This is a genomic window from Streptosporangium sp. CA-115845, from assembly GCF_050943795.1.
Classification (GTDB): domain Bacteria; phylum Actinomycetota; class Actinomycetes; order Streptosporangiales; family Streptosporangiaceae; genus Streptosporangium.
The window spans coordinates 2,363,679-2,375,885 of record NZ_CP191988.1 but is presented as its reverse complement, the minus strand read 5'-3'; the positions used below and the strand labels follow the sequence as shown (position 1 = coordinate 2,375,885).

The following is a 12,207-nucleotide window of genomic DNA, read 5'->3' as shown; positions in this document are numbered from 1 at the left end:
GCCGGTCGACGATGCTCAAGCCGATCGCCAGTAATTCTCAAAAGGTTTCCAAGCGCCGTCGCGATGCTGGTCATGCAAGTCAATCGAAGGGGGAACAAATGGCGACCAACGGCAAGTCGGAGCTCTCCGCTCTGTCCGCGCTCGGCCGCGAACTGGACGAGGACCAGCTCGCGCAGGTCAACGGTGGCTACTACTGGGCGTGCTACCACTGGGAGGACTTCGCTCCCGGCGGCCCGGGTTACTGATCCGACCAGGCGTCAGCCAGGCCATCGCGTTGAACGGACGCGGGTAGCCATATAACGCAGGGGGACGGGGCGCGGCCGGTGGCCGCGCCCCGTCGGCGTTCCCCCACGATGATCACCGTGCGCGTGGGTCATCTTCGGCGGGAGGCCGCCTCCGCGACCGGCCGGCTTTCCTGCCGCATGTGACGCCTCTGGATGCTCTGGAAGCCGACCAGGTCGTCCGGGAGCGCGTCGGGCACGTCCAGGTCGAACCTGGACAGCGTGCGGGTCCGCATCGCGACCAGCGCCGTGACCGCGATGGCGACTGCGAACAGCACGTACATCAGGCCGACGCCGCGGCCCTCGCCGGTACCGAGCACAAGGCCGACCGTGCCGGCGAGCGGCCCTCCCGGCGTGAGCAGCGGCTCGAACAGGGCGCTGCCGTACGGCGCGACCAGGCCGAACCCGATCGGCAGGGTGGACCAGGCGATGAGCGTGTTGAGCGCGATGACCCGGCCGTGGAACCGCTGCGGCACCTTGACCTGGATGATCGTGGCGTAGACGCCGTTGAGCATGGTCAGCCAGAACGACATCCCGAAGGCGCCCACCGCGATCAGGGGCAGGTCCTGCCGCAAACCGGTGACCAGGCAGAAGAGGCTCAGCACGAGGGTGGAGAGCATGACGCCGCGCAGCCGCCGCCGCCTCGGTCCTCCCCAGACGGTCATGGTCAGGCCGCCGAGGAAGACCCCGAGGCCGCCGGCGAAGGAGATCCGGCCGACGTCCTCCAGCGTGGCGAAGCCAAGGACCAGCGGCGAGATGAGCAGGAAGAGCGGGGACAGGAAGACGTTGAGCACCGCGAAGAAGAACAGCATGCCGCGGAAGCCCCGGTTACCCCAGGAGAACCTCCAGCCCTCGACCATCTCGGCGACCAGCGACTCCCTGCGCTTCCACGCCATGGTCCTCGGGAAGCGGACGAAGAGCAGCACCCCGATCGCGAAGACGTAGGAGACGACGTCCAGGACGAGGATGCCCTCCAGGCCGATCACCGCCATCAGGCCGACCGCGAGCAGCGGGACGACCAGTTGCGCGGTGCCGGTGACCATCTGGACCACCCCGTTGGCGTGGCCGAGGAAGCGCTTGGGGACCAGTTGCGGTACCGCCGAGTTGTACGCGAGGCGCTGGAAGGTCAGCGCCACGGAGAGCAGTACCAGGAGCGGGTAGATGTGCCAGACCTGAAGGTTGCCGGTCCACAGCAGGACGCCGAGTGCCAGCTGGGTGCCGAACGCGCCGACGTCTCCGGCGAGCATGACCCGGCGCCGGTCATAACGGTCGACGAGGGCACCGGCGAGGGGGGAGACCAGCATGCCCGGGACCAGTGCGAGGACCGAGAACAGGGCGAACCTGGCGAGCGAGCCGGTGGTGATGTAGATCCACAGCGGTACGGCGAACTCGGTCAGCGACGACCCGACGATCGAGACGAGTTGTCCCGCGGCCACGGTGGCGAACCGCCTCATGCTCGGCTGGGGGCCGGGACTCGCCGAGGAGACCGCCGCTCCGGAGTGCCCGGTCGCCGGTGGCGCGCCGTCCGTGCCGAAACCGGCGGGAGCGGGCACGTCCGGGGGCCGCCCGGCCTGGACGACGGCTCCGGCGGGTACGGTCTGCTCACCGGGGTCCTGACCGGTTCCGGCCCCCGCGTCCTTTACCGGCCCGCCCGGAGGCGTGACGGCTCGGGTGAGGGCCGGGTCGGCGAAGGCGGCCCGGGCCGATGTGTCCTGAACGGAGACGCCCCGAGCAGAGGCGTCCTGGATGGAGACGCCGTCGAGCCACCAGGTGGACCTGTCGGTGCGGCCCAGCTTCGCCGTGTCGCCGGAGGCGATGGCCCGGTGGGTGCCGGTGACGATGGCCGCGAGCTCCTCCGCCCGATATTTCAGGAAAAAGTGCCCGGCCTCGTCGAGGACGACCACGGCCGTGGAGCCGGTCAGCAGGTGCCACTCGCGATAGCGCTCCTGGTAGAACTCGGTGGCCGGATCGCGGTCGCCCGCCACGGAGATGATCGGCGCCCTGAGCGGTTCGACGCCGTCGGCGAAGAGGCGGGTGAAGTAGCGCTCCGCCTCCCTGGTGCCCTTGCGGCGGTTGTCGATCATCAGTTTGAGCTGGTCGCGCTCCAGGTCCTCCACGTCGAGACCGGCGGCCTGCAGGGCGTTGGCCCAGACCTGGTCGCTGCGGAGGCGGTCGGTCAGGTTCGACAGCCGGGCCAGCAGCGAGTCGGGGCGCGCGAAGGGGAAGATGCCGCCGAGGTAGATCGCCTCGACCTGGCGGCCCGCCGCCTCCAGGTGGCGGGCGATCTCCACGGTCAGCATGACACCGAGTCCGCAGTGCCCGTACAGCGCGAGCGGTCCCCGGACGTCCCGGAGGATCTCCGCCACGCAGCCCCGCGCGACCTCCTCCACCGGCCGGGTCTCCTCGATCAGCCCCATCTCCTGGCCGGGGACGGCGACCGCGTGCAGTGCCCAGTTCGCCGGCAGCGCGTCGGCCAGCGGCTGGTAGATGGCCGCGCTGCCGCCGCCGTACGGCACGCAGACCAGGGTCGAGGTGGCCGCGCGGGCCGGGGTGAGCCGGTGCAGGAGCATGCGCGGGCCGTCGTCGGCCGTCTCGACGAGCCGGGCGAGCTCACGGACCGTCCGGTTCTTGAACAGGTCCAGGATGGTGACCTGGCGCCCGCCCTCCGGGATGGCCTTTCTGAGGCGGGCGACCACCTGCGCGGCGAGCAGCGAGTGCCCGCCCAGGTCGAAGAAGTCGTCCAGCACACCGACCTGGACGAGTCCCAGCACCTTCGCCCATACCGCTGCGATCGCCTCTTCGAGCGGCGTTCCCGGCGGGACGAACCCGGCCTCCTGGTCAGGCCGTGCCTCGTCGGGTTCCGGCAGCCTCGCCCGGTCTACCTTGCCGTGCGACTTCAGCGGCAGCTCGTCCAACCAGACGAACCGACCGGGGATCATGTACTCGGGAAGCCGCTCGCCGAGCCTCGCCCGCAGCTCGCTGACGCTGCTCCGGTCGCCGGCGGTCTCCGCGACGACGTACCCGACCAGCCGGTCCGCGCGCAGTTCGACGACGGCGTGGGCGATCCCCGGCTGGCCGGCGAGTACCGACTCGATCTCCGGCAGCTCCACCCGGTAGCCCCTGACCTTGACCTGCAGGTCGCGGCGGCCGAGGAAGCACAGGTCACCCGAGGGCAGCCAGCGGCCCAGATCACCCGTCCGGTACATCCGGGCACCGGATTCGCCGTACGGGTCGGGCAGGAACCTGTCGGCCGTCAGCCCGGGGCGGCCGAGGTATCCGCGGGCGAGCCGGTCACCGCCGAGGTAGATCTCGCCGGTCATACCCGGCGGAACCGGCCGCAGGTGCTCGTCCAGCACGTAGACCCGGGCGCCGGGCAGTGGTCTGCCGATCGGCAGGTTCAGCGCCCGCTCCTCCTCGCCGGTGACGGCGTGGGTGGAGATGCCGACCGTGGCCTCGGTGGGGCCGTAGTGGTTGACCACCGTGGTGTGCGCGGCCAGCTCGCGGGCCCAGTTCCACCCGGAGGCCTCACCACCGAGGATGAGGAGCCTGCGCGGGAGCAGTTCGGCGGGGTCGTCCACCGCGGCGAGCAGCGAGGCGAGGTGGGAGGGGGTCATCTTCAGGTAGTCGGTGCGGCTCAGCTGCCCGGCGAGCTCCTCGGCCGGGGCCTGCGGGTCGGCCAGGTGCAGCTCACCGCCGGTCATGATCGACAGGTAGAGGATCGTCACCCCGAAGTCGAACGAGAGCGACTGCAGCAGCGTGTGGACCGAGGCGGGCTCGACCTCGAAGCGCTCCCTGACCCCGGTGAGGTAGTTGAGCACCTGCCGGTGCTGCACCCCGACGCCCTTCGGCCGCCCGGTGGTCCCCGAGGTGTAGATCACGTACGCCAGGTGGTCCGGCGAGACCCCGGGAGGTTCGAACCCGGTCTCGTCCAGCGCCTCGGAGTCCAGGCGGATCACCGGCGCCTCGGGGAGATCGGGGACCAGGTCGCACAGGGCGGAGGCGGTGAGGACGGCGACGACCCCGGCGTCGGCGAGCATGTACGCCAGGCGGTCGCGGGGCTGCTTGGGGTCGAGGGGCAGGTACGCGCCACCGGCCTTCAGCACGCCGATGACCGCCGCCGCGAGGTCCGTGGACTGTTCGAGAAGGACACCGACCCTGCTGTCCGGCCCCACGCCGTGGCGGTTCCTCAGCAGGGCGGCGATCCGAGTGGAACGCCCGTCGAGCTCGGCGTAGGTCAGCGAGCCGCCGCGAACCCCGGACGTCACAGACGCCGCGGACGCCGTGCCCGAGGCCGGCGAGCAGGCGTGGACCACCGCTGTCGCGCCGGGGGTCAGCGCGGCCTGCGCGGTGAGGAGGTCGTGGAGCAGGTCATGACCGGACGGCCGGAGCGCGGGTCCGGCCCCGAAGCCCAGGACCCGGTCCCGCTCGTCATCACTGAGCAGCGAGAGCTCGCCCACCCGCGCACCGGGGTCCGCCACGATCGAGCGCAGTAGCGTCTCGAACCGCGCCGCCAGCAGCTCCACGGTCTCGGGGTCGAACAGTGCGGTGCTGTAGGAGAGGTGACCGACCAGCCCGTCCGGGCTCTCGAACAGGTAGAGGCCGAGGTCGAACCGGGTCGTCCTGGCCGGGAGGGTGAGGTAGGAGACGCGCCCGTCCTCCTGGCCCGCCTTGAAGTTCTGCAGCGCGAACGTGACCTGCGCGAGCGGCGAGCGGCTGACGTCGCGGACCACGTTCAGCTCGCTGACCAGCTGGTCGAACGGGAGCTCCTGGTGCGCGAAGGCGTCCAGCGCGCTCTCCCGGGTACGGGCCAGGAAGGTGGTGAACGGCGGATCGTCCGCCAGGTCGGCGCGGAGGACCAGGGTGTTGACGAACATGCCGACGACACCGTCCAGCTCGGGCAGCCCGCGTCCGGCGACCGGGGAGCCGACGGCGAAGTCCGCCTGCCCCGAGTAGCGGGCCAGCAGCACCTGGAAGGCGGCCAGCAACGTCATGTACGGCGTGGCGCCGGACGCGGCGCCCAGCTCGGCCAGCCGCCGGGTGAGGTCGGCGTCCACCCGGACGTCGAGCGCGGCTCCCTCGTGACGCTGCTCGGCGGGGCGCGGCCGGTCGGTGGGCAGTTCGAGGGCGGGCAGCCCGGCGAGCCGGTCGCGCCAGTGACCGAGCTCGCGGCGGTGGTCCCGGCCCCGCTGCCAGAGGGCGTAGTCGCCGTAGCCGACCGGCGCGGGCGGCGGGGTCTCGCCGTCGTGCAGGGCGAGCAGCTCGCGGATGAGCAGGTCGCTTGACCAGCCGTCGATGACCGTGTGGTGGGCGGCGAGCAGGAGCACGTGGTCGTCGGGCGCCACCCGGACCAGCACCGCGCGGAAGAGCGGGCCACGCTCCAGGTCGAACGGGACGGCGAGATCGGCGTCGAGCAGCTCGATCGCGGCGGCCACGTCGGCCGCCTCGGTGACGCGCAGCTCGGCGGGTCCCGGCTCGTCGACGACGAGCTCGGGGGTGCCGTCCTCGGTGGTGAGGAACCGCATCCGCAGGGCCTCGTGGCGCGCGACGATCTCGTCCAGCGCCCGGCGCAGCGCGTCGGCGTCCAGCTCCCCGCACAGGCGCACCGCGACGGGGACCGTGTAGGTGGTGGTGCCGGGGCGGTACTGCTCCAGGAACCACAGGCGCTCCTGCGCGTGGGACAGGGGCGGGGCGGTTCCCTGAGCTCGGGCGACGACGGCCCGCGACTCCTCCCGATTCCGGAGCCTTCTCGCGAGCAGTGCCTTCTTCGCGTCTGACAGCGTTGTCTCGCTCAAGCCCGCAGCTCCGTTCTGAGGGCCGCGAGGAAGAGCGCGGCGTCCCGGCCGTTGATCAGTCGATGGTCATAGGCGAGGCCGATGTTGGCGACGGTTCGCACGGTCACCGTGCCGTCCTCGGCGAGTACCGGCTCGGACTGCGGCGAGGTGATCGCGAGGGCGCAGACGGTGCCGGGGAAGATGAGCGGGATCGCGAGGACGACGTCGGCGTCGGTGTGCAGGGTGACGGCGATGTTGGCGCCGGTGAGGTCCTTCTCGCGGAAGTCTCCCTCGGCCGCGGCGAGCCGGTAACGCATGAGCGCCTCGGCGATCTTCCTGAGCGACCCGGTGTCGCGGACGACCGGCACGTACAGGCCCTCGCCCAGGTCGAACGTGACGCCGACGCGCGGGGCGTCGGCCAGCCGTGCCTCGTCCCCGTCGATCGAGGCGAAGAAGAGCGGAAAGGCGGGGTGCAGCGCCGCCACGGCCTGTACGAACAGCTCCGCCAGGCCGACCGGCCTGCGGACCTGTCTGCTCAGCTCCCCGGTCCGCGCCAGCAGCGGACCCACCTCGAACCGCACGACCGTGTACGCGGCGGGGATCGCGGCGTGCGAGGTGGTGACGGCGCGCGCGACGGCGCGCTGCACCCGCGACAGGCGGTGGGTGCCCGCCTGTCGCCCGTCGGCTTTCTCCGGGTCCGTTCCGGATTCCGGCGCGTCTGCCCGCACGGTGGCGGTCGCCTCCCCGGTACGGCGGGCGACCAGGGCCTCCACATCGGCCCGGCGGATGACGGCCAGGCCCAGGGACGCGACATCGGAGTCGGAGACCCCGGACTCCTCCATGGCGGCGCGGGCGGGATCGGTGACGACCGGCTGGAGAGCCGGCGCGTTCCCCTGTCCCGCCATGCCCTCGCCTGCCACCGGCTCGGAACCGGAAAGAACGGAGCCGGACGGAGCCGGGGCGGGACTTTCCAGGACGGGGGAGGCGGGCGGCGGGGTGGCCTCGGCGGTGACGCGGGCGAGGAGCGCGCCGGGAGCGATCCAGGTGTTGAGGGCGGCGGCGTGGTGCAGGTGGCCGGACACCCCCGCCTCCAGCTCGTCGGCGGCCTTGGAGGTCTCCAGCACGGCGACCGCCTCCCCCGCGACGACGGAACGGCCGTCCTCGACGAGCCACTCGACGATCAGGTACTCGGTGTCGTTGTTGTTGAGCTTGGGGACGCGGATGTCAGCCACGCAGGGCCTCCAGTACGGCACGGTGAATCGTGGACTCCCCGGCCAGGACCTCGTTCTCCAGGTGCGCGGCGGTGGGGATCACGGCGGCCCGCGAGTGGACGAGGCGGACGGGACCGCGCAGGCGCTCCCAGACGCGGGCGTGCAGCAGGTGGGCCACCTCGCTGCCCCAGGTGCCCCCGGCGGTGCTCTCCTCCGCGACCACGACGACGTCTGCGAGGTGCGGCAGGAGCGCGTCGGCGTCCAGCGGATAGAGGCGGGAGGGCACCAGCAGCCGGGTGGAGATCTCCGCTTCCACCAGCAGGGAGCGCATCGCGGCCAGCACCCGGTGGGCCATCCCGCCGGGGGCGATGACAACACAGTCGGGGCGCCCCGTGGAGTCGCGGATGTCCACCACGGCCAGGTCCCCGTCGCGGCGGAGGAGGAACAGCGGATCCACCCGGCCCATCGGCCGGGTATAGAGGATCTTGTCCTCGAAGAACACGCACGGCTCGCCCCGTTCCAGCATCGCCGCGAACACCTCGCGGTTGTCGTGGAAGGGGGACATCTCGTACAGCGACAGCCCCGGCATGCCGACGAAGTGCTTCTGCAGGCTCTGGCTGTGCGTGGGGCCGTAGCCCCGGCCGCCGCCGGTCGGGCAGCGCACCACCATCCGCAGCGGCAGCCGCTCGCCGTACATCGACACCGACTTGGCGGCGAAGTTGCAGAGCTGGTCGAAGGCGAGCGACACGAAGTCGCCGAACATGATCTCGGCCACGGCCGTGTTGCCGGTCAGCGCCAGACCCGCCGCGACGCCGGTCAGCGCGCCCTCGCTGATCGGAGTGCCGATCACGCGTCCGGGAAAGCGGCTGGACAGGCCCTTGGTGACCTTGAAGGCGCCTCCGTACGGATCGAGGATGTCCTCGCCGAGGACGTAGGCGGTGGGGTCGTCGTCCAGCAGCCCGTGCAGTGCCGCGTTGAGGTTCTCCGCTACGCGCACGGTGCCTCCCAGCGGGAGAGCGGACGCGCCGCGACCTCGTCGGCGACGGCCCGGACCTCGGCCCTGACCGCGTCGTCGATCCGGTGGAACTGCCCGGGATGGTGGTGGGCGTAGCGGCCGTACCAGTCGTTGTCCCTGGCGGCCCGTACGGCGTCGGCCGGGCGCACGTCGTCGCCCTTGCTGTGCGGCCCGAGGCGGTGGGTGACGAACTCGACCACCAGCGGCCCCGCCTCGCGCACCCGCGCCACCTCCTCCTCCAGCGCGAGGCGGATCTCGTTGACGTCCGTGGAGACGACCAGCAGGTGCGGGATGCCGAAGGCCGCCGCCCGACCGGCCACCGTGCCCGCCATCTGCGACGCGGTCGGGGTGGACTGGGCGATGCCGTTGTTCTCCACCACGACGAGCAGCGGGAGCCGCCAGAGCGCGGCGAGGTTCAATGCCTCGTAGACCGCTCCCTCGCCCCAGGTGCCGTCGCCGATGTGGACGCAGGCCAGGGCCCCTGGCTCGGCGCGCTTGAGATGGAGCGCGGCACCGGCGGCGACCGGCATGCTCTCGCCCTGCACCCCGGTGGACAGGTAGCGGTCGCGGTGGATGTGCTGGCTGCCACCGACGCCTCCGCAGACCGCACCCTGCCTGCCCATGATCTCGGCGAGCAGGCCGTGCGGGTCGCGGAACCTGGCCAGGTAGTGGCCGTGGCCCCGGTGGTTGCTGAAGACGTGGTCGGCCGGGCCGAGCAGGGGGCGGAGCGCGACCGGGACGTACTCCTGGCCGAGGCAGGTGTGGGTGGTGCCGTTGAGCTCGCCCCTGCCGTACAGCTCCAGGAGTTTGAGCTCGAAGTGCCTGACCAGCAGCAGGAGCTCCAGGTCCTCGTCGGCAAGGCGGGAGAGACGGAGCCCGTCGAGGGTCTCAGTCATCGCCGAGGGAGCTCGCGATCCCGGCGATCGTCGGGTTGTCGAAGAAGTCGTCCAGGGAGACCTCGATGTCCAGGCGCTTGCGCATCCGGGCGATGATCTGGGTGATGGTCAGCGAATGACCGCCCAGGTCGAAGATGTCGTCGTCGTCCTCGATCGGCGAGATGCCCAGGACCTCCTCCCAGATCTCGCGCACCTGGTCGGTCAGCGTGGTGACGGAACCCATTCGTTCTCCAGAAGTTCGTGCAGTGGCAGGTCTGGGTCTTCGGTGGCGCGTTCCAGCAGGAGACGCAGGTCCTCGGCCACCCCGGCGGCGTCGGGCACCGTCTCGGGGTCGTGGCGCAGGCTGATCTCCAGTCCGCCGGGGCCGTCCACGCACTGCAGGTGCAGCGCGCCGCGTACCCCGTGGTTGAAGACCGTCCACTCCACGGACGCGTCGAGGCCGGCGAAGACCGGGTCGGCGACGCGGCGGGTGCGGTAGCTGACGGAGACGGGCACCAGCGCGGCGTGCGGCCGGATGCGGGGCAGCGCCCGGGAGAGCGGCACCTGACGGAACCGGTAGACCTCGCGCAGCTCGGCGCGGAGCGCGGTGGCGAACTCGCGGAAGGTCTCCCGTCCGGACGGGGTGGAGGCGACCGGAAGCTCGTTGACGAACAGGCCGATGTGGCCGGTGGCCTGTTCGGGCCGGGTGGACAGGTCGACGGCGGTGGTCACCGAGGCGTTGCCGTAGCCGAGGAGCCGCGTGTGCAGCGCGGCCAGCAGCACCTCGAACCGGGTCAGGCCGGGAACCGAGGGGACCTGTGGGTCGAGGGTGAACCGGAGCACCCGTCCCTCGCCCGCCCGCCGGGACCTCAGCACCCGGCCGAGCACGACGGTCTCGCCCGGATCTCGCCAGCGGGGCTTCCAGAACTCGCGCGCGGCGGGAAGCACGGCGGCCACCCGGTCGCGCTCGGCCCTGCCGTGGTCGATCCCGGGCAGCGGGGGCGGCGGCTCGCCGTTGTAGAAGGCGGCCAGGTCGCGCACCAGGATGTCCTTGGACTGCCCGTCGAAGATCAGGTGATGGGCGACGAAGAGCAGCAGGTGCCGCCCGGGGCCGGTCTCGAACAGGGTGAAGCGGGCCAGCGGCCCCTTCTCCAGGTCGAAGGCGCGAAGGATCTCCTCCCGCACGCCCGGCCCGTGGTCCGGGAAGTCCGGGGCGCCGGCCGGGAGATCGGCGAGGAAGGCCGCCGCCCGGCGTACCGGAACCTCGGCGCCGGGCACGAGCCGCAGCTCGTCGCCCACCTCCGTCACCACGCCGCCCAGCGCCGGGTGCCGGTCGACCACCGCGGCGCAGGCCGCCAGCAGCGCGCCGGTGTCCAGGTCGCCGCGGAGGTGAACGACCAACGGCATGTGGTAGGCGGTGCCACCGCCCGCGGCCTGCTCGGTCACCCACATCCCCTGCTGGGTGAACGTGACCTCGGACCCGGACATCACACGCTCCCCATCGTCCGGCGCAGTGCCTTCTTGTCGACCTTGCCGCCGTCGTTGCGCGGCAGGGCGCCGACGGTGACGACGTGCGCGGGCAGCTCGTGCGGGGCCAACCGGCCCTTGAGGAAGATCCTCAGTTCCTCCGGCGTGAGGGGCTCCGAGGTGGCCAGGGCGACGGTGACGACGGTTCCGAGCACCGGGTGGGGAACCCCGAACGCGGCCGCCTCGATCACCGCCGGGTGCCGGTAGACGGCCTCCTCGACGTGGATCGTGGAGACCTTGAAGGCCCCGGACTTCACCACGTCGCTCTCCCGGTCGACGAGGTAGAGGTAACCGTCGGCGTCGAGGTAGCCGAGGTCGCCCATCCGCACCCAGCCATCGCGGAAGGTCTCGCTGCCGGGGTCGCCGTAGTAGGCGCGCGGTACCGCGGGGGATCGCATCCAGACCTCCCCGGTCTCCCCCCGCGCCAGCGGCTCGCCCGTCGCGGTGGCGATCCTGACCCGTCCCCCGGCGATGGCGCGGCCGACGCTTCCCGGCCGCTCCGGGTCGAACATCATGATCGTCTGAGCCGGGGCCGCCTCGGTCGAGGTGTAGTAGTTGGCGATCGTCGCGCTGGGGAAGGCCGTGGTCAGCGTCTGGGCGACGGCCGAGGGCAGCGGTGCGGCGGCCGAGCCGAGCAGCAGCACGCTGGACAGGTCGTGCCGCTCGGCCACTCCCGCGTTGATCAGCTCGATGGCCATCGCGGGGACCAGGAAGACCGTCCCCGCCCGGTAGGACTCGATCAGCGACGCGAAGCGGCCGGGGGTGAAGCGCGGCAGCGTCACGACGGTCGGCTGGGCGTCGAGCGCGTTGATCAGCATCGTCTGCCCGGCGTTGGTGCCGATCGGGAAGGCGTGGACGAGATGCCGGGAGTGCGCGAACGGGCGGCGTCTGGAACCGCAGCCAAAGGTCAGGTTGGCATGGGTGGCCGAGACTCCCTTGGGGCGGCCCGTGGTGCCGGAGGTGTAGAGGATCTGGGCGAGATCTCCCGGCTCCGGTGCCGCGAGGTCGGCCTTCTCATAGGACGTTTCGGCGCTCAGGCGGTCGACGGTCGCGCTCCAGCCGACCTCGGGCACGGCGAGGTCGGCGGTGCGGCCGGCCGCGTGGACGATCCCGGTCGCACGGCAGTTGGTCAGCATGAGACGCAGGTCATCGGGGGCGAGGCGGTCGGAGAGCGGTACGGCCACCGCTCCGGCCGCCAGAACCCCGCAGAACGCCACGGCGTAGTCCGCCCAGTCGGCGGCCCCGAACACCAGGCCCACCCGGTCACCCGAGGTGACACCGCGCGCGAGCAGGCCGTTCGCGAGCGTGAGGGACCGCTCGTGCCACTGCTGGTAGGTGAGCCGAGCAGAGCCGTGCACGATCAGCGCGACCCCGTCGGGGTCGGCGAGTGCCCGGTCTCCGAGCAGTTGGGGGACGGTCAGGTTCACCGGGTGAACCTCCCACTAAAGATCGGATGTATATGCGATCAAGGCATGTGGCCATTGAGGACACTACAGGAAAGAATCTTTACTATTCAAAATCGAGCGC

8 protein-coding genes are annotated in these 12,207 nt (G+C 71.7%); 1 reads left to right on the top strand and 7 read right to left on the bottom strand.

Going from position 1 to position 12,207, the window contains the following annotated elements; all coding sequences use genetic code 11:
• The first annotated feature begins 98 nt into the window (after nucleotides 1-98).
• A complete protein-coding gene (locus tag ACQP0P_RS13030; RefSeq protein ID WP_433375447.1) occupies nucleotides 99-245 on the top strand; it encodes a bacteriocin in 147 nt (48 codons plus the stop codon).
• 128 nt (nucleotides 246-373) lie between these two features.
• On the opposite strand, the gene ACQP0P_RS13025 is transcribed toward ACQP0P_RS13030, so the two are convergent.
• From ACQP0P_RS13025 to ACQP0P_RS12995, 7 genes are read right to left on the bottom strand one after another with little or no spacing between them, the layout of a single operon-like run.
• Nucleotides 374-6,073, bottom strand: coding sequence for a non-ribosomal peptide synthetase/MFS transporter (locus ACQP0P_RS13025; protein ID WP_433375444.1), 5,700 nt, complete (start codon nucleotides 6,071-6,073; stop codon nucleotides 374-376).
• Entirely contained in the window at nucleotides 6,070-7,284 is a 1,215-nt protein-coding gene (locus ACQP0P_RS13020; RefSeq protein WP_433375440.1) for a 2-oxo acid dehydrogenase subunit E2, read from the bottom strand. The genes ACQP0P_RS13025 and ACQP0P_RS13020 overlap by 4 nt, the downstream gene beginning before the upstream one ends.
• Complete coding sequence (locus ACQP0P_RS13015) at nucleotides 7,277-8,260, bottom strand: alpha-ketoacid dehydrogenase subunit beta (RefSeq protein ID WP_433375437.1); 984 nt, start codon at nucleotides 8,258-8,260, stop codon at nucleotides 7,277-7,279. Before ACQP0P_RS13015 ends, ACQP0P_RS13020 begins: the two co-directional genes overlap by 8 nt.
• A complete protein-coding gene (locus tag ACQP0P_RS13010) occupies nucleotides 8,251-9,174 on the bottom strand; it encodes a thiamine pyrophosphate-dependent dehydrogenase E1 component subunit alpha (RefSeq protein WP_433375434.1) in 924 nt (307 codons plus the stop codon). Before ACQP0P_RS13010 ends, ACQP0P_RS13015 begins: the two co-directional genes overlap by 10 nt.
• Complete coding sequence (locus ACQP0P_RS13005; protein ID WP_433375431.1) at nucleotides 9,167-9,397, bottom strand: phosphopantetheine-binding protein; 231 nt, start codon at nucleotides 9,395-9,397, stop codon at nucleotides 9,167-9,169. Before ACQP0P_RS13005 ends, ACQP0P_RS13010 begins: the two co-directional genes overlap by 8 nt.
• Nucleotides 9,376-10,641 (bottom strand): condensation domain-containing protein, encoded by a 1,266-nt coding sequence (locus tag ACQP0P_RS13000; RefSeq protein ID WP_433375428.1) that lies wholly within the window; start codon nucleotides 10,639-10,641, stop codon nucleotides 9,376-9,378. Before ACQP0P_RS13000 ends, ACQP0P_RS13005 begins: the two co-directional genes overlap by 22 nt.
• The gene (locus ACQP0P_RS12995) at nucleotides 10,641-12,107 is read right to left on the bottom strand and encodes a class I adenylate-forming enzyme family protein (protein ID WP_433375425.1); all 1,467 of its coding nucleotides are present in this window, start codon (nucleotides 12,105-12,107) and stop codon (nucleotides 10,641-10,643) included. Before ACQP0P_RS12995 ends, ACQP0P_RS13000 begins: the two co-directional genes overlap by 1 nt.
• Nucleotides 12,108-12,207: the final 100 nt, after the last annotated feature.

Excerpts from the sequence above, each read along its gene's own strand:
- ACQP0P_RS13030 (WP_433375447.1), top strand. The coding sequence starts at position 99 with ATGGCGACCAACGGCAAGTCGGAGCTCTCCGCTCTGTCCGCGCTCGGC.
- ACQP0P_RS13010 (WP_433375434.1), bottom strand. The coding sequence starts at position 9,174 with ATGACTGAGACCCTCGACGGGCTCCGTCTCTCCCGCCTTGCCGACGAG.
- ACQP0P_RS13005 (WP_433375431.1), bottom strand. The coding sequence starts at position 9,397 with ATGGGTTCCGTCACCACGCTGACCGACCAGGTGCGCGAGATCTGGGAG.
- ACQP0P_RS13000 (WP_433375428.1), bottom strand. The coding sequence starts at position 10,641 with ATGTCCGGGTCCGAGGTCACGTTCACCCAGCAGGGGATGTGGGTGACC.